The sequence below is a fragment of the Pseudomonas sp. S3E17 genome (assembly GCF_024168685.1).
Taxonomy (GTDB): Bacteria; Pseudomonadota; Gammaproteobacteria; order Pseudomonadales; family Pseudomonadaceae; genus Aquipseudomonas; species Aquipseudomonas marginalis.
Genome location: NZ_JALJWE010000001.1, coordinates 414,528 through 437,902 on the forward strand (window position 1 = coordinate 414,528; position 23,375 = coordinate 437,902).

General features: G+C 63.6%; 24 protein-coding genes and 1 pseudogene. 6 read left to right on the plus strand and 19 right to left on the minus strand.

The genetic code is table 11. The features are described 5' to 3' along the window. Window positions 1-19 precede the first annotated feature (19 nt). From purU to J3D60_RS01695, 5 genes are read right to left on the minus strand one after another with little or no spacing between them, the layout of a single operon-like run. On the minus strand, window positions 20-886 hold the full coding sequence (gene purU, locus J3D60_RS01675; protein WP_065939724.1) for a formyltetrahydrofolate deformylase: 867 nt from the start codon (window positions 884-886) through the stop codon (window positions 20-22). A gap of 30 nt (window positions 887-916) precedes the next feature. Then, the gene (locus tag J3D60_RS01680) at window positions 917-2,047 is read right to left on the minus strand and encodes an aminomethyltransferase family protein (protein ID WP_027603588.1); all 1,131 of its coding nucleotides are present in this window, start codon (window positions 2,045-2,047) and stop codon (window positions 917-919) included. A gap of 30 nt (window positions 2,048-2,077) precedes the next feature. Next, window positions 2,078-3,094: a DUF3445 domain-containing protein gene (locus tag J3D60_RS01685; protein WP_065939725.1), complete on the minus strand. Its 1,017-nt coding sequence runs from the start codon at window positions 3,092-3,094 to the stop codon at window positions 2,078-2,080. A gap of 11 nt (window positions 3,095-3,105) precedes the next feature. Continuing rightward, the gene (locus tag J3D60_RS01690) at window positions 3,106-4,035 is read right to left on the minus strand and encodes a PDR/VanB family oxidoreductase (RefSeq protein ID WP_253489102.1); all 930 of its coding nucleotides are present in this window, start codon (window positions 4,033-4,035) and stop codon (window positions 3,106-3,108) included. Continuing rightward, window positions 4,032-4,475, minus strand: coding sequence for a dimethylamine monooxygenase subunit DmmA family protein (locus J3D60_RS01695; RefSeq protein WP_253489104.1), 444 nt, complete (start codon window positions 4,473-4,475; stop codon window positions 4,032-4,034). Before J3D60_RS01695 ends, J3D60_RS01690 begins: the two co-directional genes overlap by 4 nt. A 249-nt stretch (window positions 4,476-4,724) precedes the next feature. Between J3D60_RS01695 and J3D60_RS01700 the strand changes: the two genes are divergently transcribed. The 3 genes from J3D60_RS01700 to J3D60_RS01710 are packed head-to-tail and all read left to right on the plus strand — an operon-like array spanning window position 4,725 to window position 7,140. Beyond that, entirely contained in the window at window positions 4,725-5,771 is a 1,047-nt protein-coding gene (locus J3D60_RS01700) for an ATP-binding protein (protein WP_367399674.1), read from the plus strand. After that, window positions 5,740-6,399, plus strand: coding sequence for a response regulator (locus J3D60_RS01705; protein ID WP_065926401.1), 660 nt, complete (start codon window positions 5,740-5,742; stop codon window positions 6,397-6,399). The genes J3D60_RS01700 and J3D60_RS01705 overlap by 32 nt, the downstream gene beginning before the upstream one ends. Continuing rightward, window positions 6,400-7,140 carry a PAS domain-containing protein gene (locus J3D60_RS01710; RefSeq protein WP_065926400.1) on the plus strand — a complete coding sequence of 247 codons (741 nt, stop codon included), beginning with the start codon at window positions 6,400-6,402 and terminating at the stop codon, window positions 7,138-7,140. Between the two features lie 53 nt (window positions 7,141-7,193). On the opposite strand, the gene J3D60_RS01715 is transcribed toward J3D60_RS01710, so the two are convergent. The 5 genes from J3D60_RS01715 to ribBA all read right to left on the minus strand — a co-directional run bounded on the left by J3D60_RS01715 (window position 7,194) and on the right by ribBA (window position 12,459). Continuing rightward, the gene (locus J3D60_RS01715) at window positions 7,194-8,348 is read right to left on the minus strand and encodes an ABC transporter ATP-binding protein (RefSeq protein ID WP_253489110.1); all 1,155 of its coding nucleotides are present in this window, start codon (window positions 8,346-8,348) and stop codon (window positions 7,194-7,196) included. Window positions 8,349-8,365: 17 nt separating this feature from the next. Beyond that, the gene (locus J3D60_RS01720; protein ID WP_253489113.1) at window positions 8,366-9,175 is read right to left on the minus strand and encodes an ABC transporter permease; all 810 of its coding nucleotides are present in this window, start codon (window positions 9,173-9,175) and stop codon (window positions 8,366-8,368) included. A 6-nt stretch (window positions 9,176-9,181) separates the two neighbouring features. Next, window positions 9,182-10,099: an ABC transporter permease gene (locus J3D60_RS01725; RefSeq protein ID WP_065946543.1), complete on the minus strand. Its 918-nt coding sequence runs from the start codon at window positions 10,097-10,099 to the stop codon at window positions 9,182-9,184. Next, window positions 10,096-11,121, minus strand: coding sequence for an ABC transporter substrate-binding protein (locus tag J3D60_RS01730; RefSeq protein ID WP_027603596.1), 1,026 nt, complete (start codon window positions 11,119-11,121; stop codon window positions 10,096-10,098). The genes J3D60_RS01725 and J3D60_RS01730 overlap by 4 nt, the downstream gene beginning before the upstream one ends. Window positions 11,122-11,349: 228 nt before the next feature. Next, a complete protein-coding gene (ribBA, locus tag J3D60_RS01735; RefSeq protein WP_115489053.1) occupies window positions 11,350-12,459 on the minus strand; it encodes a bifunctional 3,4-dihydroxy-2-butanone-4-phosphate synthase/GTP cyclohydrolase II in 1,110 nt (369 codons plus the stop codon). A 69-nt stretch (window positions 12,460-12,528) separates the two neighbouring features. Between ribBA and J3D60_RS01740 the strand changes: the two genes are divergently transcribed. Continuing rightward, window positions 12,529-12,822, plus strand: coding sequence for a DUF1330 domain-containing protein (locus J3D60_RS01740; protein WP_053139511.1), 294 nt, complete (start codon window positions 12,529-12,531; stop codon window positions 12,820-12,822). Window positions 12,823-12,961: 139 nt separating this feature from the next. On the opposite strand, the gene J3D60_RS01745 is transcribed toward J3D60_RS01740, so the two are convergent. The 6 genes from J3D60_RS01745 to J3D60_RS01770 form a co-directional block, all read right to left on the minus strand. Continuing rightward, entirely contained in the window at window positions 12,962-13,525 is a 564-nt protein-coding gene (locus J3D60_RS01745; RefSeq protein ID WP_253489117.1) for an NUDIX hydrolase, read from the minus strand. A gap of 2 nt (window positions 13,526-13,527) precedes the next feature. Beyond that, window positions 13,528-14,280, minus strand: a complete 753-nt coding sequence (locus J3D60_RS01750; RefSeq protein WP_027603600.1) for a GntR family transcriptional regulator — start codon at window positions 14,278-14,280, stop codon at window positions 13,528-13,530. Between the two features lie 130 nt (window positions 14,281-14,410). Further along, entirely contained in the window at window positions 14,411-14,896 is a 486-nt protein-coding gene (locus J3D60_RS01755; RefSeq protein ID WP_027603601.1) for a flavin reductase family protein, read from the minus strand. A 12-nt stretch (window positions 14,897-14,908) separates the two neighbouring features. Then, window positions 14,909-16,390 carry an aldehyde dehydrogenase gene (locus J3D60_RS01760; RefSeq protein WP_253489120.1) on the minus strand — a complete coding sequence of 494 codons (1,482 nt, stop codon included), beginning with the start codon at window positions 16,388-16,390 and terminating at the stop codon, window positions 14,909-14,911. Continuing rightward, complete coding sequence (locus J3D60_RS01765) at window positions 16,387-17,220, minus strand: alpha/beta fold hydrolase (protein WP_027603603.1); 834 nt, start codon at window positions 17,218-17,220, stop codon at window positions 16,387-16,389. The genes J3D60_RS01760 and J3D60_RS01765 overlap by 4 nt, the downstream gene beginning before the upstream one ends. Window positions 17,221-17,259: 39 nt before the next feature. Beyond that, window positions 17,260-17,850, minus strand: coding sequence for an amino acid synthesis family protein (locus J3D60_RS01770; protein ID WP_065939735.1), 591 nt, complete (start codon window positions 17,848-17,850; stop codon window positions 17,260-17,262). Window positions 17,851-18,113: 263 nt separating this feature from the next. Between J3D60_RS01770 and J3D60_RS01775 the strand changes: the two are divergent. Further along, window positions 18,114-18,275, plus strand: a pseudogene (locus tag J3D60_RS01775) (transporter); the annotation flags it as partial. Between the two features lie 15 nt (window positions 18,276-18,290). Next, window positions 18,291-19,076: a 2-oxo-tetronate isomerase gene (gene otnI, locus J3D60_RS01780; RefSeq protein WP_253489123.1), complete on the plus strand. Its 786-nt coding sequence runs from the start codon at window positions 18,291-18,293 to the stop codon at window positions 19,074-19,076. Window positions 19,077-19,724: 648 nt separating this feature from the next. Here otnI and J3D60_RS01785 read toward each other — a convergent pair. The 3 genes from J3D60_RS01785 to J3D60_RS01795 form a co-directional block, all read right to left on the minus strand. Continuing rightward, window positions 19,725-20,222 carry a DeoR/GlpR family DNA-binding transcription regulator gene (locus J3D60_RS01785; protein WP_301294437.1) on the minus strand — a complete coding sequence of 166 codons (498 nt, stop codon included), beginning with the start codon at window positions 20,220-20,222 and terminating at the stop codon, window positions 19,725-19,727. A gap of 21 nt (window positions 20,223-20,243) precedes the next feature. Next, entirely contained in the window at window positions 20,244-22,187 is a 1,944-nt protein-coding gene (locus J3D60_RS01790) for a methyl-accepting chemotaxis protein (RefSeq protein ID WP_253489129.1), read from the minus strand. A 144-nt stretch (window positions 22,188-22,331) separates the two neighbouring features. Then, window positions 22,332-23,222, minus strand: coding sequence for a bestrophin family protein (locus J3D60_RS01795; RefSeq protein WP_115489070.1), 891 nt, complete (start codon window positions 23,220-23,222; stop codon window positions 22,332-22,334). Window positions 23,223-23,375 lie beyond the last annotated feature (153 nt).

Consider the following 23,375-nt stretch of genomic DNA (forward strand, 5'->3'; position numbering starts at 1 on the left):
AGCGTGCCTCCTGAAGGTTTCAGCGAAAGATCACTGTCTTGTCCTGGTTGATGAACACCCGGTGTTCCAGGTGGTATTTCAGGGCTTTGGAAAGGGCCACGGTTTCGGTGTCACGGCCGATGGCGACCAGCGAGTCGGGCAGGTGGGTATGGTCGACGCGCTGGATTTCCTGCTCGATGATCGGGCCCTCATCCAGGTCGCTGGTGACGTAGTGGGCGGTGGCGCCGATCAGCTTGACGCCGCGGTCATAGGCCTGGTGATACGGCTTGGCGCCCTTGAACCCTGGGAGGAACGAGTGATGGATATTGATCGCCCGGCCCGACAGTTGCTGGCACAGCCCGTCGGACAGGATCTGCATGTAGCGCGCGAGCACCACCAGGTCGGTCTGGGTGTCTTCGACGATGCGCATCAGCTCGGCTTCCTGGCCGGCCTTGGTGTCCTGGGTGATCGGCAGGTAGATGAAGCGGATGCCTTCGCGCTCGGCCATCGCCCGCAGGTCCAGGTGGTTGGAGACCACGGCGGTGATGTGCATGTCCATCTCGCCCTTGCGGTGGCGGTAGAGCAGGTCGGTGAGGCAGTGGTCGAACTTGCTGACCATCAGCAGCACGCGGGTCGGTTGGCGTGAGCTGAACAACTGCCAGTGCATGTCGAAACCACCGGCCAGGTCGCCGAGGCCTTTGCGCAGGGCGCCGATGTCGCCGCTCACGCCGGTGTTGAAACGGAACACCGCGCGCATGAAAAACTGCCCGGTGAACTCATCGTCGAACTGCGCCAGCTCGCTGATGTAGCACTGCTGTTGGGCCAGGCACGCGCTGATCGCGGCGACAATCCCGGACGCCGCCGGGCAGGTGATCTTGAGGATGTAATGTTCGCGGGAGGCGTCCATCGAAAGCTCCTGAGTTCAGTGAAGGAAGGCTCAGCCCTTGGCCGTGCGCTTGGTTTTCTGCGGGTCGTCGAAGGGCAGGGCGTGGGTGCTGGCGCTGGCCTCGAGGCTGCCGCGAACCTGCAAGGCAATACCGGGTTCGGAACAGGCGACGCTCATGCGCGCGATGGCCATCGAGCGTTTGCTCAGGCGCGAATACATGCCGCAGGTGATCACGCCGACTTGCTGGTTGCCCTGCCACACGGTGTCGCCGGCCTCGGCGGCGCGGACGCCCTCAAGCAGCACGCCGGTGATCTTGAAGCGCTCCTGGCCGCGCAGGCGCAGGTGTTCTTCGGCGCCACGGAAGGCGTTCTTGCCAGGTGAAACAGTGAAATCCAGGCCCATTTCCCAGAGCGTGTCGCCGGCCTTCTGGTCGGCGAAGGGGTACATCTGCGAGTTGTCGTAGGGGAAAAACATCAGCGAACTTTCCACCCGCAACCAGTCCAGGGCGGTGAAGGCGCAGGGAATGATCCCCAGGCTCGCGCCTTGTTCGAGGATGCTGTCCCACAGGAACGGCGCATCGGCGGCCTTGCAGAAAATCTCATAGCCACGTTCGCCGGTGTAGCCGGTGCGCGAGATCATCACCGGGCGGTCGAACAGGCGGGTTTGCAGGTGGTGGAAGTACGCCAGTTGGCGGATGCCGGGCACGTGTTCGGCGAGGAAATCCACCGCCAGCGGACCTTGCAGCGACAGGTCGTGCAGGTCGTCATCGAACAGCACCGCCACTTGCCGGCCCTGGGCCGAGCGCACGAGCATTTCATGCCCGGTGCCGGCGCCATGCACCACCATGAACGCGTTGGGGCCGGTGCGGTAGACGATGCAGTCATCGACGAACTTGCCGTCCTCGTCGAGCATCGAGGCGTACACCGATTTGCCGGGGTAGAGCTTGGCGATGTCGCGGGTGGTAGCCCACTGCAACAGGCTCTCGGCGTGGGGGCCCACGTAATGGACTTTTTTCAGGCCGGACACGTCCATCAGGCCGGCGCGGGTGCGGATCGCCTGGTGGTGGTCGGCGAGGTCACTGCTGTAGGTCCAGGCAGTGCCCATGCCGTTCCAGTCTTCGAGGTGGGAGCCGAGGGCGCGGTGCCGGTCGGCCAATGCAGAAATACGCCATGAGTGGGTCATGTGAGGTTCCTTGTCGTAGAAGAAGGGGCGTCAGGCCTGTGGGTCGAACTGGCTCAGCCACTCGACCAGCGTATGGCGGTAGCGGGTCATGCCCTTGTAGTCGGCGATGGGGTCGGGCAGGTCGCGCAGCACGCGGTGCAGGCGACAGCCCCAGCCGGGTTGCGTGACCAGCTCGTCCAGGCTGATCAGGTAGGTGCGGATGCTGAACATCACCGCGTGGCTGCGCGGCAGGCGCGCCATCACTTGCAGCTCGACCCGCAGGTGCACCTGCTGGCCGACGTTCTGCGCGGTGATCCGGCCGCGATCGGCGCCCCATTCATGGAAGGTTTCCGGCGACGAATCCAGGCGCGGGTTGATGGTCAGGGTCCAGTTCAAGCGCCGTACCGGCTGGCCGACCTGCAGGTTGAGCAGGTACTTCAGCGCCCGTTCGAACACGCCCATCTGATGGGCCATGGGCACCGGTGCGTGCCATTGCTTGAAACTCATGCCGGCGTCGAACGCCAGCGACCAGTCGGCCGGGCTGGTGACCAGGCCGGCGTCCATGTACAGGTCGCCGTCGCGCTGGTCGAGCAGGGCGAAATCCCCCTGCACCTGGCGGCCGATGTACTCCAGCGGCGCGCAGGGCAGGCTGCTGGCATCGCCGAAGATGAAGGCTTGGTCGATGTCCAGCAGGTGGTTGCGCCACTGCCAGCGCTCGCCGTTTTGCGTCAGGCTGAACGCCTGCGGGTAGTCGGCGGCCAGGTGCTCCATGATCATCTGCAGCGCATCCCAGGCCGCCACTTGCATGTGGGGCATCACCAGGTAGCGGCGTGGGTCCTTGTCCAGCACCAGGGCGCGCTCGGCCATTTCTGAGCGGTAGTGCTCGTCGATGTCGAAGGCGTGCTCATAGATCGAGCCGGGGTCGCGGGAGATGGCCGGTTCGATGTTCACCGAGTACAGGTAGCTGTCCTCGATAAAGGGAAAGGGAAAACGCCGGATCGCGGCCGGGCTGTTGCGAAAGCTGAAATCGTCGCGATAGCTCAGCACGGGGCTCGTTTGCAGGGGCATGGCACTCACTCCTATAGGTCCAGCGAAACGCAGGGGCCGCTGCCGCGCGAGACGCAGGGCATCAGAAAGTCGGCCTGCTCGGCCGGGCTGAGGAAGCTGTCGCGGTGTTCGATGGCGCCGCCCTGGTGGCGCGTGATGCACTGGCCGCAGACCCCGCCACGGCACAGGTTGGGCACCTGTAGTCCGGCGTGTTCCAGGGCTTCGAGCAGGCTTTGCTCGGCCTCGACCCGCAGGCGTCGGCCGCTGCGCAGCAGGTGCAGGTCGAATGGCTGGCCGGGTTGTGCGCCCTTGAAGGCTTCCGAATGCACACGCCTGCTCGGCCAACCGAGGCGTGCAGCGTGTTGCTCAACCGCCTCGAGCAAGGGCTGCGGACCGCAGGTGTAGACGTGGCTGCCCAGCGGCCGGTTGCCGAGGATTGGGTTAAGGTCCGGGCGTCGGTCGTAGGTGTGCAGGTGCGGGCCGAGGCGCTGTTGCAGCTCGTCGAGGTAGGCGTCGCTGAGGCCCCGGCGGAACAGGTAATGCAGTTCGAAGTCGGCCTGCTGTTGTTCCATCGCGGCGATATAGGCCATGAACGGCGTGATCCCGATCCCGGCGGCGATGAGGATATGCAGGCGCGCGGTGCCGTGGGGGGCGAACAGATTGGCCGGTGGTGAAATCTGCAAGGTGTCGCCGACCTGCACCTGCCTGTGCAGGTACTGCGAGCCACCGCGCGACGCGTCTTGCAGGCGCACGGCGATGCGGTAGTGCTGGGGCTGCGCCGGGTCGCTGGTGAGTGAATAGGCATTGCGCACCGTGCCCTCGGCCAGCGGCAGGTGCACCTGCACATGGCTGCCGGGCGAGAAGCCGGGCAGGCTGCCCGTGGCGGGCGTCAGGGTGAATTCGCGCACCACCGGCGTGAGCATGCGTGCGGCGCTGACCTGGACGTTGAGGGCCGCGCTCATGGCTGGAACCCCGCGTAGGGCTGGTCGGGGTTGATGCACACGCCGAGATACGCCCCCAGGCGCCGGGAAAAATGCGTGCGGACCTCCAGCCCGACGTGGCAGCCGCTGCAGTTCAACAGCGGCTCCGGCCCGGCCGCCTGGGTCAGGCCACAGTGTGCGCAATACACCTGGCGCAGGCCGGGGATGCAGGTCATGTCGATCTCGTCGTCTTCCATACCCGCGGCACGCGCCTCGCCGTGCACACGCCAGATAAAGGCTTCGTCGCCCAGCAGGTAGAGCCGGCAGCCCACGGTGGCGCTGGCCAGCGCCTGTTGCAGGCGCCGCGCAAAGTCGGGATGTTCGCCGTTCAGCAGCACGGGCATGTGCAGTTCGTTGATGAACGCTGCGCTGGCGGCGGCTGATTGCATCACCACGATAGGGCGGCTGCGGGTGTGGGTCATGGGGGCTCTCCACGCTGGGTTTTGTTTCCTGTTGGGAGAGATACTTTCCTATGGGGAAAATCTTCTCAATCTGGAAAAAGGGCTATGCCTTTGGAGATAAGCCTTGCGCGCCGGCCATTCGGGGCATGGAAGTTGCTGGGCCTTTCGACCATGCAGAGCAACCGGACGGGGAGTTATCAAAGAGTGCTGACACGACCAAAAGGCTGGCCGCTCTGGTTGGGGCCCGTGCGCCCCGAACAGGCGCGCAGCGTGCGCAGGTTGTTGGCCGGGTTGCCCCTGCACGCTGACGGTGCCTTGTCGGGTTTCCTGGACCGTTTCGACGCACTGCTGCCGCCTGCCCGGCTCAACCTGATCCTCGGCGGCGAAGACCTGGGCCCGACGCGACGAGGGTGGGTCGACGGCTGCCAGGAGGTCGCGCGTTGCCCCTGGCGCGACGCCAGCGTGACGGACGCCCCCCAAGCCTGCGGACCGTGCCGGCAACGGGGCGTGCACCGTCTGGTGTGCGCCTTGCCCGAGGGTGAAAAGGGCGCATTGCTGCTCGACACTCCCCGGCGCGCCGGTGGCAGTTGGCGCCAGCTACTGGAAGAGGCGGCGCAGGCGGTAGGTGTGAGCGTGCGCCTGCGCAGTCAAACCCGTGAACAGCAGCGCAAACAGGCGACCTCCCGCCACGGTGCCCTGGCCCGTGAGCTGCACGATTCGGTGGCGCAGCAGTTGGGTTACCTGTCGTTCCAGGCCCATGGCTTGCAGTCGCAACTGGGCGAGCCGGCACTGCAGGACCTGTGCACCGGCCTGAGCCAACTGCAACGCCAGGTGCGCGAGCTGATCACCAGTGCGCGCCTGACCATGGACGGGCGCTCGCTGCGCCAGGCCCTGGCCGATTCGGTCGCGGAGTTCTCGCGGCGCTGCATCATTGTCTTCGAACTCGACAACCGCCTGGCCGACGACGCCCTGAGCCCGGAAACCGAATTGCAGATCCTGCAGATCATTCGCGAGGCCCTGGCCAATGCGGTGCGGCATTCCCACGCGCGCCACGTGCGCATCGAACTGCGCCAGACCCAGGACGGCGACGCCTCGGTGTCGGTGGAAGACGATGGCATCGGCTTGATCCCGGCCTGCGACGAGCACAACCATTTCGGCCTGGCGATTATCCGCGAGCGCGCCGCCAGCATCGGCGCACGGCTGAGCATAGAAGCGATCCGCCCGCACGGGGTGCGCGTGCACCTTGGCCTGCGTCGCCACCACGATCTGCCACAGGGGAGTCTCGATGGACTGCACGACCTTATTACTGATCGATGATCACCCGTTGTTTCGCAAGGGCCTGGCGCAGTTGTTCGATGCCAGCGGCGACTTCGAAGTGGTGGGGCAGGCGGCCAGCGGCCGCGAGGGCATCAACCTGGCCGTGAGCCTGACGCCGCAACAGGTGCTGCTGGATTTGCACATGCCTGGCCTCAGCGGATTACAGGTGCTGGATGAACTGCGCCAGTTGCGCCTGGATTGCCAGGTGGTGGTGCTCACCGCCTCCATGGACCGCGCCGAGTTGCTCACGGCCTTGCGCCTGGGCGCCAGCGGTTATGTGCTCAAGGAAACCGAGCCGGATGCGTTGCTGGCGTATATGCGCAACTGCCACAAGGGCGCGATCGTGCTGGACTCGAGCCTGATTGCCTTGCTCGCCGACCAGGCCGAGCCCACGCAAGCGTGTGAGGCTGCGGGCAGCGAAAACCTTACCGAGCGCGAAGGCCAGACCCTGGCGCTGATCGCCGCCGGCATGAGCAACAAACAGATCGGCCGGGAACTGGGGATCAGCGACGGCACGGTGAAAATCTACGTGCGCAGCCTGTTGCAGAAGCTCGGCCTGCATTCCCGCCTGGAGCTGGCGGCCTGGGTGCACAGCGGTGCCTTGATGAAACACGAGGAGCGCCACTAGATGAGGGACAGCCCCGAAGCGTTTGCGCCGCCGCCGATTGACCTGATGGATTGCTTTCCCGCCGCCTTATTGCAACTGCGCGACAACGGCCAGATCGCCCACTTCAACCTGGCCTGGGCCGAGTTGATGGGCGCGCCGGGCGCGGAGCGCAACCTGATGGACTACGTGCACCAGGAAGACCGCCCGCTATGGCGCCAGGCCCTGAATGAACTGCGTCGCCGCCCCGACACCTCATTCAACCAGCGCCTGCGCTTTGTGCACCCCAGCGGCGAATTGCGCTGGTTCGAGATCAGCCTCAAGCGCGGCCCCCAAGGCTTCTACCTGGTGGCCGGGGACGTTACTGCCCACAAGCGCCGCGAAATCGCCTGGCAGGCCAGCCAGCGCAGCAGCATGAGCTTGCTCGACAGCATGCCGGGCCTGATCTATCGCGGCCGCAACAACCGCGACTGGACCATGGAATTCGTCAGCGCCGGCTGCCTGCAACTCACCGGCTACCCCGCCGAGCGACTGGTGGACAACCATGAGTTCACCTACAACAGCCTGATCCTGGCGCAGGATGCCGACTATGTGTGGCGCGAGGTGCAATATGCGTTGTCACGGCAGGAGCCGTTCGAGCTCAATTACCGGATTCGCTGCGCCGACCGCTCGATCAAGCATGTGTGGGAGAAGGGCGTGGGGATTTATGCGGATACCCGTGAGGTGTTGGGGATCGAGGGGGCGATTTTCGAGCGCAAGAGTTGACGGATAAACGCACTTCAAATGTGGGAGGGGGCAAGCCCCCTCCCACATGGGATTCAATGCGCGCCTGCGGCCTTGTTCAGATCACTCTCCGACCACTGCGTATACACACACGCATCCGCCGTCGCCCAGCGCACACGCACCGGGTCGCCGGCCTTGAGCGGCATGCCCGCAGCGGACAGCGCCTTGACCGTCATCGAGGTGCCGCCGAGGGTTTTCACTGTGCAGGTCTGGCTTTCGCCGAGGAACAGCATTTCACCCACAATCGCCGACACTTCATTCCAGCCCGCCGCCAACGGTTGCTCAGCGGCCTGTTCGACACTCAGCGCCAGGGCTTTTTCCGGGCGTACCATCAGCAGTACATCCTGCTCGGTGTGCAACCCGCTGGTCAGGCGGATCGACACGGATTGGCCTTCGAACGCCGCTACGGCATTGCCCTGGGCCTTGAGCTTGAGGAAGTTGGAGTTGCCGAGGAACGACGCCACGAACGCGTTCGGCGGGTTCTGGTAGAGGTCGAAGCCGCTGCCCAGGCCGACGATCTTGCCGTGGCTGAAAATCGCGATGCGCTGTGACAGGCGCATGGCTTCTTCCTGGTCGTGGGTCACGTAGACGATGGTGATGCCCAGGCGCCGGTGCAGTTGGCGCAGTTCGTCTTGCAGGTCTTCACGCAGCTTCTTGTCGAGGGCGCCGAGGGGTTCGTCCATCAACAGGATGCGTGGCTCGTACACCAGCGCGCGGGCGATGGCGACCCGTTGCTGTTGGCCGCCAGATAATTGCGAAGGGCGGCGATGGGCGAACTGTTCCAACTGCACCAGCTTGAGCATGGCGTCGACGCGCTTTTCGCGTTCGGCGCTGGCCAGTTTGCGAATCGCCAGGGGGAAGGCGATGTTGTCGCGTACCGACAAATGCGGGAACAGCGAGTAACGCTGGAACACCATGCCGATGTCGCGCTTGTGCGGCGGCACATTGACCAGTGATTGGCCGCTGACCAGGATCTCGCCGCTGCTCGGCGTTTCGAAGCCGGCCAGCATCGACAGCGTGGTGCTTTTGCCCGAGCCGCTGGAGCCGAGGAAGGTGAGGAATTCGCCGTCCTGGATGTCCAGCGAGATGTTGTCCACGGCAGCGAATTCACCGTAGTGCTTGTTCAGGTTGCGCAGGCTGACCAGGGGTTGGCCGTGGCTCTGCGCGACATCGTTGATCACTGCACTCATGTTCTTCTCCTCGGCGCTCAAGCGCGGGTTTCGGTACGCCGGCGAACGGCGGCGGCAATCAGCATGACCAGCACCGAGAGGCCGATCAGCAGCGTCGACGCGACGGCGATCACAGGCGTCAGGTCCTGGCGCAGGGTGGTCCACATTTTTACGGGAAGGGTTTGCAGGGTCGGGCTGGCCATCATCACGCTGAGCACCACTTCGTCCCACGAGACCAGGAAGGCGAACAGCGCACCGGCGACCATCCCCGGACGAATCGCCGGGAAGGTCACCTTGAACACCGCCTGCAACCGCGAGGCGCCGCAGATCACCGCCGCGTCTTCGATCGACTGGTCGAACAGTTTCAGCGAGTTGATGATCGAGATGATGGTGAACGGCAGCGCCACGATCACATGGCTGACCACAAAGGCGAACATCGTGCCGGTGTAGCCCAGCTTGAGGAACAACGCGTACACCGCCACGGCGATGATCACCAGCGGCACGATCATCGGCAGGGTGAACAGGCCGTAGAGCAATTCACGGCCGGGGAAGCGCCCGCGCACCAGGGCAAAGGCGGTGGGCAGGCCGAGGGCGACGGCGAATACGGTGGTCAGCACGGCCACCTTGAGGCTGGCCATGGCCGCGTTCATCCAGTCGGCGTTGGAGAAGAACTGGCCGTACCATTTCAGCGTCCAGCCCGGCGGCGGGAACACCAGCCATTGCGACGAGCCGAACGACAGCAGCACGATGAACACGATCGGCAGCAGCAGGAACAGGCCGATCAACCCGGTGGTGGTGTAGAGGCCCAAGCGCATCCTGCGGCTCATGGCATTGGGAGTCAGGAGCATGACGGCTTACCTCGCGTTGCTGGCGCCAACCGGGGATTCCGGCTGAAGCTTCAGGTAGAAGTAGAACAGCACCAGGGTGATGAAGATCAGCAACGCCGCGCCGGCACTGGCCAGGCCCCAGTTAAGGAACGATTGCACCTGCTGGATGATGAACTCGGGCAGCATCATGTTCTGCGCACCGCCGAGCAGTGCCGGGGTGACGTAGTAACCGAGGGACATCACGAACACCATCAGGCCGCCGGAGAACAACCCCGGCCGGCACAGCGGCAGGAACACGCGCAAGAAGTTGGTCCACGGGCTCGCGCCGCAGATCGAGCCGGCCTGCAGGATCATCGGGTCGATGGCCTGCATGGTCGCCTGCAATGGCAGCACGATGAACGGAATCATGATGTAGCTCATGCCGATCACCACGCCGGTGAGGTTATGCACCATCTCCAGGGGCACATCGATGATGCCCATGGCCATCAGCGCCTTGTTGATCACCCCGGAGGCTTGCAGCAAGACCAGCCACGAGTAAGTGCGGGCGAGCAGGCTGGTCCACATCGACAGCAGCACAATATTCAGGATCCAGCGTCCCCAGCCGCGCGGCACAAGGGTGATCGCCCAGGCCAGCGGAAAGCCCAGCAACAGGCTGAACAGGGTCACCAGGCCCGCCACCGAAAAGGTGTTGAGCAGCACCCGTGCATAGGCCGAGTTGGCGAACAGCTGTTCATAGTTGCCCAGGCCCGGCACTGGCTCCAGCACACCGCGCAGCAGCAGGCCGATCAGCGGCGCCAGGAAGAACAGGCCGAGGAACAGCAGGGCCGGGATCAGGTTGCTCGAGCCCCGCCAGCGCTGTGCCAGGGACGGCGCCCCAGCCTTGGGCGAAACCGCGCCGGCAGCGCCGAGGGCGCTCCCGGTCGGTGTGGTTGCCGTCATTTTCATTTGACTAGCCATTCATTCCACCGTGTCGCAATGGCCGGACCGTTCTTGGCCCAGTAGGCGAAATCGAGGGTGATCTGGTCCTTGACGTAGGCGGTCGGCAGGTTCGGCGCGAGCACCGAATCCAGGCGCTGCACACTGTCGATGTTCACCGGCGCATAGGCGGTCAGGTTGGAGAAATCCGCCTGGCCCTTGGCGCTGCTGGCGTTGGCGAGGAATTTCATCGCCGCCGCTTTGTTTTTCGAACCTTTAGGCACGACGAGGATATCGGCCATGACCAGGTTCTGCTTCCAGCTCACGCCCACGGGCGCGCCGTCTTCCTGCAGGGCGTGGATGCGACCGTTCCAGAACTGGCCCATGCTGACTTCGCCGGACGCCAGCAACTGTTGCGACTGCGCACCGCCGCCCCACCAGACGATGTCTTTCTTGATGGTGTCGAGTTTCTTGAAGGCGCGGTCCAGGTCCAGGGGGTAGAGCTTGTCGGCCGGGACGCCGTCGGCCAGCAGCGCCAGTTCGAGCACGCCGGGGCTTGGCCATTTGTAGAGGGCGCGTTTGCCGGGGTAGGTCTTGGTGTCGAACAACGCGGTCCAGTCCTGGGGCTTGCCGGCGCCGAGCTTGCCTTCGTTGTAGCCGAGCACGAAGGAGAAGAAGAACGAGCCCACGCCATGGTCGGAGACGAAGCGCGGGTCGATCTTGTCGCGCTGGATCACTGAGAAGTCGAGGGGTTCGAGCAGGCCTTCGGCGGCGGCGCGCAAGGCGAAGTCGGCCTCGACATCCACCACGTCCCACTGCACGTTGCCGCTTTCGACCATGGCCTTGAGTTTGCCGTAGTCGGTGGGGCCATCCTGGACCACGGTAATGCCGCTGGCCTTGCTGAACGGGTCGGCCCAGGCCTGCTTCTGCGCATCCTGGGTGCTACCGCCCCAGCTCACGAAATTGACGCTTTCGGCCGCCATGGCCGCGTGAGTGGCCGTGGCCAATAAACCCGCGAACAGCACCGCGGTTGCACGTTTGTTCAACACCATTTTCACGCCCTCATTTGTTTTGTTATTGAGCGGGCTTGGTAATGCCCGCCTATCGGGAGCAGTAGGTCCATCGGGGGCCTCTAATCGAGACCCCAAAAGGCGACCGTGCCAAGGGCTGTTATTGGTGCTCTCCCTGGCGGGCGCACTTGGCGGAAGCGTTCGGTCTATGGAATATCATATTATGGTATTCCAAACTTTGTGCAAGCATTTTGCCTTACCGGTTATCCGTCATTCGGTGAAGGGAATGCTCTCGACCACCTCCAGGTCGTAGCCGGTCAGCCCGGCATATTTGAGGGGCGGGCCGAGGTGACGCAGCTTGCCGACGCCGAGGTCTTGCAAGATCTGCGCCCCGGTGCCCACTTCGGAATAGATGCGCGACTGCGAACGGTTGAACTGGCGCGGTGCCTGGGTCAGTTGCGGCACGCGTTCGAGCAGCGCCTGGGACGACTCATGGTTGGCCAGCACCACCACCACGCCGCTGCCTTCAGCGGCGACACGTTGCAAGGCCGCCCACAGCGTCCAGTTGGACGGGCCGCTGTAGTCGGCACCGACCAGGTCGCGCAGCGGGTCGATCACATGCACGCGCACCAGCGCCGGGGTATCGCGGCGCAACTGGCCCATCACCATTGCCATGTGCACGCCGCCGTCGATGCGGTCTTCAAAGGTGATCAGGCGGAACGTGCCGTGCACCGTGGGCAGGTCGCGTTCACCGATGCGCACCACGGTGCGTTCGGTGCTGAGGCGGTAGTGGATCAGGTCGGCGATGGTGCCGATCTTGATGCCGTGCTTGCGCGCGAAGATTTCCAGGTCGGGGCGGCGGGCCATGGTGCCGTCATCGTTCATCACTTCGACGATCACCGATGCCGGGGTGTGCCCGGCCAGGCGCGCCAGGTCGCAGCCGGCTTCGGTGTGGCCGGCGCGGGTCAACACGCCGCCGTCCTTGGCGCGCAACGGGAAGATATGCCCCGGCTGCACGATGTCGGCCGGTCCGGCATTGATATCGACGGCCGCTGCCACGGTGCGTGCGCGGTCGGCGGCGGAGATACCGGTAGTCACGCCGCTGGCGGCTTCGATGGACACGGTAAACGCGGTGCTGAACACGCTGCCGTTGCTCGGCACCATCTGTTCCAGGCCGAGGCGCTGGCAGTGTTCGTCGGTGAGGGTCAGGCAGATCAGGCCACGGGCTTCGCGGGCCATGAAACTGATAGTCTCGGCGGTGCAGCAGGCCGCAGGCAGCAACAGGTCGCCTTCGTTTTCCCGGTCTTCGTCGTCCACCAGGAGCACCATCTTGCCTTGGCGGTAGTCTTCGATGATGTCTGCGATGCTGTTGAAGGACATGGAGAGTGCTCGATTTGTTGGTTGTATGTATTATGGTATACCACAAAAACTCAACAAGAGGATGTCACGATGAAGGCCTACTGGATTGCCCATGTGGATGTGTCCGATGCCGAGCAATACACGCAGTACACCCAGCGCGCGCCGGCGGCGTTTGCAAAGTTTGGCGGGCGGTTCCTGGCCAGGGGCGGGCGCAGCGAGGCGATGGAAGGCGGGCCGGCACGGCAGCGTAATGTGGTGATTGAGTTTGAGAGCTATGAGCAGGCGGTGGCGTGTTATGAGTCCGCTGAATATCAGGAGGCGAAGGCGCACCGTGAAGGGGCGGGGGTGGCGCAGATCATCATCGTGGAAGGGCTGGCGCCCTAGGTCATCAGGCCGAACATGGGCCAAATGTGGGAGGGGGCTTGCTCCCGATAGAGGTCTGTCAGCTACAAGGATGCTGACTGATACACCGCTATCGGGAGCAAGCCCCCTCCCACATTTTGATCCGTGTTTGGCCGTGCGGTCAGCGGATGAAATGAATCTTGCCGCTGTCATCGTTCCCGATATAGATGCCATACACCCCAGCCTGGCGTTCCTCGATATACCGTTCGAGAATCTGCCGGATCGCCGGGTAGTAGATGCTCTCCCAGGGAATCTCCTCGGGCGCGAAGAACGTGTAGTCGAGGGTTTCCGGGCCGAACTGGCCGGTGATCTCCAGCGCGATGGCGCGGAAGATGATGTACACCTCGCTGATTTTCGGCACGCTGAAGATCGAGTAGGGCGAGAGGATCTCGGCGCGTACGCCGCTTTCTTCCCAGACTTCACGCAACGCCGCCTGCTCAGTGGTTTCGCCACCTTCCATAAAGCCGGCAGGCAAGGTCCAGGTGCCCGGGCGGGGTGGGATCGCCCGTTGGCATAGCAGGTATTTGCCGTCCTGCTCGATGATGCAGCCGGCGATGATCTTGGGATTGATGTAGTGGATATAGCCGCAGCCCCGGCACATCAGGCGCTCATGGGTATCGCCCGGTGGCAGCTGGTGACCGAGGTCACTGCCGCCGCATGTCGGGCAAAAGCTGGGGCTGGCCAAGGTCAGTGACCTATGCGCGGTTCTTTCAGCGCGATGGGCAGGGTGATTTCCGGAATCTTGCCGGTTTCTTCCTGTTTGCGCTTGAGGTAGTCCAGGGCCACGGCGGCGGCCGCACGCACGTGATCGACGCAGGCCTGGTGGGCCGCCAGCGGGTCGCCGCTCTTGATCGCCTGGACCATGCGTTCCATTTCCTGGTTACTGGTGCCGCGACGGTTTTCCTGGGACACCGAGGTGGCGCGCAGGTAGCTGATGCGCGCTTGCAGCTGGCGCAACTGGGTGGCCGCCACATGGTTGCCCGAACCTTCGAGCAGCACGTCGTAGAAGCCCTGGACCGAGTCGATGACCTGTTGCAGTTCACCGTCCTTGAGGGCCTTGCGGTTTTCTTCCAGGGCTTTTTCCAGGGCCTTGATGTCCTTGGCCTTGGCGCGCAGGGTGAACAATTGCACGATCAAGCCTTCGAGTACGCAGCGCAGTTCATAGATGTCGACGGCGTCGGCCAGGGTGATGATTGCCACCTGCGGGCCCTTGGCATCGGCGAATTCCACCAGGCCTTCGGACTCCAGGTGACGCAAGGCTTCGCGTACCGAGGTGCGGCTGACGCCGAGGCGGTCGCACAGGTCGCGCTCCACCAGGCGGTCACCGGGCAGCAGTTGGAAGTTCATGATGGCGCTGCGCAGTTTTTCCAGCACGATTTCGCGCAGGGTGACCGGGTTGTGATTGACCTTGAAGCTGTCGTCGAGGGGCGCGCGTTTCATGGGGTCTGCTCTGAATTTGGCGGTTAACTGGAGGCCTCGGCCGGCCGGGGCCGATTGAGGGCCGAAAATCGTGCCCAAGTTTATCATGCTGCGTTCCTTAAGCGACAAACCCTCACGGCCCCCGCGCGCCTCAGGCCAGGGCCGGCAGCGGGCCCAGCTTGCCCTTGTGGTAGATCATCGGCGTGACCGGTTCCTTGGGCAGGATCAGGTTCTTTACCGCGCCGACGATGATCGCGTGATCGCCGCCGTCGTATTCGCGCCACAGTTCGCACTCGATGATCGCCGTGGCCTTGGCCAGCAGCGGGTTGCCCAACTCGCTCAGGTGCCACTCGATGCCCTTGGCCTTTTCTTTGCCTTTGCTGGCGAAAGCATAGGCCTCGGCGGTCTGGTCGGCGGACAGCAAGTGGATCGCGAAGCGCTTGCTGTCGCGCAGGATCGGGTAGGTGTCCGACCCATAGTTGGGGCAGAACAGCACCAGCGCCGGGTCGATCGACAGCGCGCTGAACGCACTGGCGGTGATGCCGACGATGCCGCCGTCCGGGTCGAGGGTGGTGACCACCGTGACGCCGGAAGGGAAGGAGCTCATGACGTCTTTGTAAATGCCGGGTTCGATCATGGTCGGGGTCTCTTAACGCATCACGAAAGGGTCAGGCATGGGCGCCTGGGAGAGGTTGATCCACACCGTCTTCAGCTCGGTGTAGGCGAGCACCGAATCGATGCCGCTTTCACGTCCGTAGCCGCTGTTCTTGAAGCCGCCGATAGGCGCCATTGCCGACACGGCGCGGTAGGTGTTGACCCAGATGATCCCCGAGCGCACGTCCCGCGCCAGGCGGTGGGCGCGGCCAAGGTCGCGGGTCCAGATGCCGGCGGCGAGGCCGAATTGCGAGTCGTTGGCGATGGCCAGCGCTTCGGCTTCGTCCTTGAAACGGATGACCGAGGCCACCGGGCCGAACACTTCTTCCTGCATGATCTTCATCGAGTTGCTGTCGCACTCGAACAAGGTCGGCTCATAGAACCAGCCCTCACCGAGGTTCTGCGGGCGTTTGCCGCCGGTGCGCAGGCGCGCGCCTTCGGCGATGGCGTCCGCGACCAGGCCTTCGACCACGGCCAGTTGCTGCGCGGTGGCCATGGGCCCCATTTCGCTGGCGTCGTCCTGGGGGTTGCCGATGCGGATGCGCTGGGCGCGTGCCACCAGGCGCTCGACGAATTCGTCGTAGATTTCATCCTGCACCAGCAGGCGCGAACCGGAGACACAGCTTTGCCCGGACGCCGCATAGATCCCGGCAATCGCACCGTTGATGGCGCTGTCGAGGTCGGCGTCGGCAAAGATGATATTGGGTGACTTGCCGCCCAGTTCCAGGGACAGCCTGGCGAAGTTCTCCGCACTGCTGCGTACCACATGGCGGGCCGTGGCCGCGCCGCCGGTGAAGGCGATCTTGCGTACCAGTGGGTGGCGGGTCAGGGCGGCGCCGGTGCTTGGGCCGTAGCCGGTGACCACGTTGACCACGCCCGGCGGGATCCCGGCTTCAAGGGCCAGGCGCGCGAGTTCGAGGATGGTCGCCGAGGCGTGTTCCGACGGTTTGATCACGATGGTATTGCCCGCCGCCAGGGCCGGCGCGAGTTTGATCGCGGTCAGGTACAGCGGGCTGTTCCACGGAATGATCGCGGCGACCACGCCCATGGCTTCGTGCACGGTGTAGGCGAACAGGTCGGGCTTGTCCAGCGGCAGGGTGCCGCCTTCGAGCTTGTCGGCCAGGCCGGCGGTGTAGTGGAAGAACTCCGGCAGGTAGCTGACCTGGCCACGGGTTTCGCGGATCAACTTGCCGTTGTCGCGGCTTTCCAGCTGGGCCAGTTGCTCCTTGTTCTCGGCGATCAGCTCACCCAGGCGGCGCAGCAATTTGCCCCGTGCGGTGGCGGTGAGGCCACGCCAGGCCGGGCTGTCGAAGGCGCTTTGCGCGGCCTGCACGGCGCGCTCCACATCGGCTTCATCGGCGTCGGGCAGTTGCGCCCAGGGTTCGGCCAGCGCCGGGTTGAGGCTGTCGAAAGTCTTGCCGGACAGGGCATCGACCCATTCACCGCCGATGCACATCTGGAAGCGTGCGAGTGTCATGCAACGATCCCCTTGATTGGATTGTTTTGGGCGTACACCGTGTCGAGGAAGCCCAGCAGCAGCTGGTTGACCAGGCGTGGCGATTCTACCGGCATCATATGCCGTTGCTCGGCCAGTACCGCAACGGTGGCGCCGGGAATACGATCGGCCAGTTGCCGGGCCATTTCCGGGGTTGAACCGGGGTCGAGTTCGCCGGTGGCGACCAGGGTCGGTACGCGCAAGCCCTTGAGGTCGTCGGCGCGGTACATGTCCTGGGTCGCAAACAGTTCGTAGGTGGTCAGGTAGCCCTGGGGGTCGTTGCCCGCCAGGGTTTCACGCAGGGCGGCGATCTGCGCCGGGTTGGCCGCCTGGTATTCACGGCTGAACCAGCGCGACAGCGCGGCTTCGGCATTCGCATCCGGGCCGTGTTCGGCGGCCTGGGCGGTGCGTGCGATCACGCCGGCGCGCTGTTCCGGGCTGCGATTGAACACACTGTTGAGCACTACCAGGGATGTGAGGCGCTCGGGATAGTGCAGGGCAAACGCCCGGGCGACCAGGCCGCCCATGGAAAAACCGATCACCGTGGCCTGGGGCAATTGCAGGTGGTCGAGCAGCTCCAGTAACTGGTCGGCATACCCCAGCAGCGGCGTGCCGGCGGCCGGACGCGGGCTGGCGCCATGGCCGAGCATGTCATAGGTGATCACGCGGTAATTCGTGGCCAGGCCAACGACTTGCCCGCCCCACATTTCTTTATTCAGGCCCACGCCGTGGATCAAAACCACAGGCTGGCCTTGGCCGGTCGCCAGATAACTGGTGCCAGCCGGGGTGCGTTCAGCGGTGAGCCGAATCATGGAGCGCTCCTGCATGCTTTTTGTTTTGGCCGGTCTTGCTTACTGGGCTTTTTCAGCGGCCAGCTCTTCCAGGTCGATATAGCGGTTGCCGATACGAGGGTGCAGGCGGCCGCCATCGGCGCAGCCCAATACCACGACGATTTCATCGGCGCGCGGCGAATCCTCGATGTGCATTTCCAGGGTGATGTAGTGCGAACGCAGGCCTTCGTCGTCCTTGTGCATCATCGGGATCTGGATCGAGGTGCCAGGGCCGCCGCGCTTGTTGGTGAAGCTCAGGTAGCTCTTGGCCTTGACCGCTTCACGGTAGTGATTGCCGAAGCGCAGGGTATGGATGATCGCGCTCGCGTGTTCGATCTCGCCATCGGCCCCGACCACGGCAGCCTTGCCATACGCCTCGATGTTTTCGGCGCCGCCAATAATGCCCACCAGGCGCTCGACCATCAGCGCGCCGAGGTCGGAGCAATTGGCCCGGATCTCGGGCTTCAAGTCTTCGACGAAGCCACGACCCAGCCATGGGTTCTTCAGCACCACGGCGAGGCCGACCATCTTCACCGGGGTGTCCGCGGCCTTGCCGCCTTCGATAAAGGTTTCTTCTACGTAGCTGACGATCTTGCGGATTTCGAAACTCATGAGCGGCTCCATCAGGTGTGGGGGAGTGGATTGCGTATGATGGTATACCATAATACGCAAAGCACAAGGGTCGCAAATGAGTTTGCGTGGGGGACGGCGATAAGGGGTGAGGCTGAGGTTTTCTCGGATCAATGTTAAAAAATGTCAGATTGAAAAAATAATTAACATGATCCGTTCATTGGTGAGTGATCGATCCCAGCTCAAACGCGGCTCGCCGGTGTGGTGTCAGCCGCCGTTTTCCTCATGAGTACCCCATGAATAGTGGCGGGCTGGCTATGTCCCATATCAACGATGTCGGCTACTGGATCTTCATCAAACTTGCCGGGCTTAACGTGGCCGACGGTTTGCGCACGTGGGCGGTGATCACCACCTTGCTCGGCACCTTGGGTTTCGTGATTACATTGTTGATCTGGCCTTTTGTCTGATTTCCAGGAGTTCCTATGCCTCGTTTTGCTGCCAACCTGAGCATGCTGTACCCGCAACATGACTTTCTCGAGCGTTTCAGTGCCGCGAAGGCCGATGGTTTTGAAGCGGTGGAGTACCTGTTTCCCTACGAGTACGACGCGCAGGTGCTCAAGCAGCGCTTGAGTGATAACGACCTGGTGCAGGCGTTGTTCAACGCGCCGCCCGGTGACTGGGCGGCGGGGGAGCGGGGCATCGCGAGCCTGCCGGGGCGTGAAGCCGAGTTTCGCAGTGGCTTCGAGCGCGCGTTGGAATACGCCGCCGTGCTCGGCAACCACCGCGTGCATGTCATGGCGGGGCTGTTGCCATCGGAATCCCTGCGTGAGCGCCATCACGCCGTGTACCTGGAAAACCTCGCCTACGCCAGCACGGCGGCGGCCAAGGTCGGCGTCACCGTGTTGCTGGAACCGATCAACACCCGCGACATGCCGGGGTTTTTCCTCAGCCGCCAGGACCAGGCCCACGCCATCTGCCGAGAGGTCGGCGCGAGCAACCTCAAGGTGCAGTTCGACTGCTACCACTGCCAGATCGTCGAAGGCGACTTGGCCACCAAGCTGCGCCGCGACTTCGACGGCATTGGCCATATCCAGATTGCCGGGGTGCCGGACCGTCACGAGCCTGACCTGGGCGAGCTGAACTACAGGTTCCTGTTCGAACTGATGGACCAGTTGGGTTACGACGGCTGGGTCGGCTGCGAATACCGGCCAAAGGCCGATACCTCAGCGGGCCTGCAATGGTTGCGGGATTGGAAAGCGGCTCGGTAGTCGACAGAGCCTCTGTGTCGGTTCGGTTCAAATGTGGGAGGGGCGGTGCGACGATTCGACTTGCCCCCGATAGCTGTGTGTCAGCCAACACACCTGCCAACCCTGCCGCCGCCATCGAAGCCTCACTAAAGCTCGACATCTCCCACAGGGGACCAGCGGTGACCATGAGATCTACAGCCGGGCAACTTCCCACCTGCCAACCTCAATCAAATGTGGGAGGGGGCTTGCCCCCGATAGCTGTGCGTCAGCCAAGACACCTGCCAACCGTGCCACCGCCATCGAAGCCTCGCTAAAGCTCGACATCTCCCACAGGGGACCAGCGGTGATCATGAGATCTACAGCCGGGCAACTTCCCACCTGCCAACCTCAATCAAATGTGGGAGGGGGCTTGCCCCGATAGCTGTGTGTCAGCCAGACACCTGCCAACCGTGCCGCCGCCGTCGAAGCCTCGCTAAAGCTCGACATCTCCCACAGGGGACCAGCGGTGACCATGAGATCTACAGCCGGGCAACTTCCCACCTGCCGACCTCAATCAAATGTGGGAGGGGGCTTGCCCCCGATAGCTGTGCGTCAGCCAAGACACCTGCCAACCGTGCCACCGCCATCGAAGCCTCGCTAAAGCTCGACATCTCCCACAAAGGAAGGGCATCAGGCCGGCAACGGATTACCCGGCAGCATCCATTCAATCCCGCGCGTGCGGATGCCATCTGCCGCTGCCGGCGCCAGGGCGTCGTCGCTGATGATCACGTCGAACGGTTCCAGCCCGGCGATGCGGTACATGCTGAAGGTGCAATATTTGGAGCTGCTCGCCACCAACACCACCTGGGACGCCGATTGCATCGCCACTTGCTTGACCTCGACTTTCAGCGCCGAGGGGGTGGTGATGCCTCGGTGCAAGTCCCAGGAGCTGATGGACACAAAGGCGATGTCCGTTACCACCTGGCGCAGGGTCGCCACGGCCAGCCCGCCGACGGAAGAATGGTTGTCATGGTCCAGTTGGCCGCCGGTGTGGATCACCGTGATCTGCGTCGCATCCATCAGGGCCTGCACGATCCCGAAGTCGTTGGTGACTACCGTCATCCCCGATAGCGCCTTAATAGCAGTGGTTGGGTAAGAGGCGGGGAGTGCGAGGCTATCAGTAGCCAATACACGTCCCCGCAGGCGACCCTAGAACTTGAACCGCCCCACCAACCCCTTGAGCTGACCGGAAATATCCGTCAACCGTCCTGATCCGGTCTGCGCCGAGTGGGCAAAGCCTTCGACCAGTTGCGCATCGGCATGGATCTGCGCGATGTGCCGGTTGATCTCTTCGGCCACCTGGTGCTGTTCTTCGGCCGCGGTGGCGATCTGGGTGTTCTGGTCGCGGATCGAGTCCACCGAGCCTTGGATCTTGTCGAAGCTGTCGCGGGCCTGCTGGATGCGTTCCACGCTGGTGTGGGATACGAGCAGGCTGCCCTGCATCTGCTGGGTGACTTCCTGGGTGCGGCGGGCGAGGTTGCCCAGCAGGCTGTCGATTTCACCGGTGGAGTCGGCCGTGCGGCGTGCCAGGGCGCGGACTTCGTCGGCGACCACGGCAAAACCGCGGCCCTGGTCACCGGCGCGCGCGGCTTCAATCGCGGCGTTGAGCGCCAGCAGGTTGGTTTGTTCGGCGATCGAGCGGATGGTGTCGAGGATGGTGTTGATGTTCTGGCTGTCCTGCTCCAGCAACTGCATGGTCTGGGTCGACTTTTGCAGGTCTTCGCTGAGCTTGAGCACGCTGCCGGTGGCTTCGCCGATGTGTTGCTGGCCATTGTGCACGTCGCGGTAGCCTTCGTCGGCACTCGCGGCGGCGGCGCTGCAGGAACGCGCGACCTCGTTGGCGGTGGCCACCATTTCGTTGAACGCGGTGCTTACCAGCTCCACGGCTTCACGTTGGCGCCCGGCGGCCTGGTTCATGTTGTTGGCGACTTCGCTGGTGTCGGCGGCGGCGGTTTGCAGGTCGGAAGAGGCGTTGCCGATGCGTTGCACCAGTTGCGCGATCATGCTCAGGAACTGGTTGAACCAGCCCGCCAGGCTGGCGGTTTCGTCCTTGCCTTGCACCTTGAGTTGGCGCGTCAGGTCGCCTTCGCCTTCGGCAATCTCCTGCAGGCCGTCGGCCACCCCGCGAATCGGGCGCACGATCACGCTGGCAAAGCTGGCGCCGACAATCGCGAACACCACGGCCAGGACGGCGGCAATCGCGGCGATCAACCACGTGAGGCTGGTGGCGCCGGCCATGACTTCATCGCGTTTGATCAGGCCGATAAAGCGCCAGCCCAGATCCTTGGAGCTGACCACGTTGGCCATGTAGGCCACGCCGTTGATGTCGACCTGGGTCACGCCGTCGCCGCGCTTGGCCAGTTCGGCGTAGTTGGGGCCCAGGTCGGCCATCGGCTTGAAGTTGTGTTTGGCATCGCTGGGGTCCACCAGCACGTTGCCGTTGGCTTCCACCAGCATCAGGTAGCCGCTGTCGCCCAGCTTGATGTTGCGCACCAGCTCGGTGAGCTGCTTGAGCGACACGTCCAGGCCGACCACGCCGAGGATATTGCCGGTGGCATCGGCAACGGTGTGCACGGTGCCGATCAGCACCACGTCGTCCGGTGCCCAGTAATAGGCGCCGGTGCGCACGGTAGCGCCTGGGGCGGCGATAGCGGCCTTGTACCAGGGGCGTACGCGTGGGTCGTAGTTGTTCAGTTTGGTGTCGTCAGGCCAGCTGGCATAACCGCCGTCGGCGAGGCCCAAGGACAAGTAGGCGGTGCTCGGGTGGCTCTTGGCGAACTGATCGAAAATCGCCAGCAGGTCTTTGTTGGTCTGGGTCAGGGGGATTTGCGCGGCGTCGGCGCCGGCGTAGTTCTTGAGGTCCTTGGCCGCGACAACGCGCGGGTCCTTGGCGACGAAGTCGACGTTCTGGCTGATGCCATCGAAAAACTGCTTCATGCCGTTGTCGATCTGACGGATCTCGCGACCGCTGCTGTCGAGGAAATTGGCCAGGGCCCCCTCGCGCAAGTTCAGCACAACCATAACGGCCACCAGGATGACTGGCAGGCACGCGATAGCGGCAAACGCCCAGGTCAACTTTTGCTTGATATTCATGACTTCACCCGCGGGTATTTATATTTTTGGCAAGGAGAAAACAGTGGCGTCGAGCGTCGCATGTGTTGTTTTGAGGGGATGTGGCCCATGCGTACTCCCTTTGTATCGACTGCGGGAGCACGCACTTTAGGCCGAAGGGCGTGTTTATCCGATGCGCTCGCCACCCAGCGCATCACGCTGCATCGATTGCAGGTTTTTCTCGATGGTTTCGCAGATGGCTTCCATCTGGATCTGGTGTTCGCTGGAGCGGAACGGGCTTTGCAGGTCGGTGCCGATGCGTTCGATGGCCAGCAGCATAAAGCCCACCACGGTGGACGCCAGCGGGGTGAACCAGCCCAGGGATTCCACCAGGCCCACGGGCACGATCAGGCAGAACAGCGAGATAAACAGGCGCGGGAAATACACGTAGGGGTAGGGCAGTGGCGTGTTGGCAATCCGCTCCATGCCGCCCTGGGCATTGGACAAATCCACCAGGGTCGACTCCAGCCGTGCCAGGCGAATGCTGTCCAGGTGCCCTGCCTTGTATTCCCTGGCCAGCAACGCCGCCGAGCCGGTGAGGATGTCATTGGCAAAGTTGTTGGTGGCGCCGTTGCGGGCGAATTCCTCGGCGGGGATAAAGGCGCGTACTTCATCAGGGCACGGCTCGCCCTTGAGGTGCGCGGCCAGGCAATTCACATAGGCCACATGGCGGCGCAGCAGGGTGGCCTTGACCGGGTTCACTTCGCCGTCGGGGTCGTCCAGCAGGGTCAATACCTGCCGCGCGAAGCTGCGTGAATTGTTGACCATCGCGCCCCATAGCGTACGGGCCTCCCACCAGCGGTTATAGGCGCTGCTGTTACGAAAGCTGATGAGCACGATCAGTGCCGAGCCCAGCAGGGTGAGGGGCATCAGCGGCAAATTGATCTTGGCGGTGAGGAACAGCATGAAGTCCACGGTGACGGCGACGTCCCACAGCAACAGCCAGAACAGCGACCAGCCCACATAGCCCATGGTCTTGATGATCAGGCGGTACTTTTTGATGATGGCGGCTTTCAAACGACAACCTCGCGGCGAGCGGTAGGCAACAGTGCCTTAGCTCGGACGCCGGCTTGCGGGGAAGGTTCGCCGCGGCGACTGAAACGGTTAAGCCGCCTGGGTTTTTTGGAACAATTTTGGTAACGACGATGTCCCCTGAGCTAATCACGATAG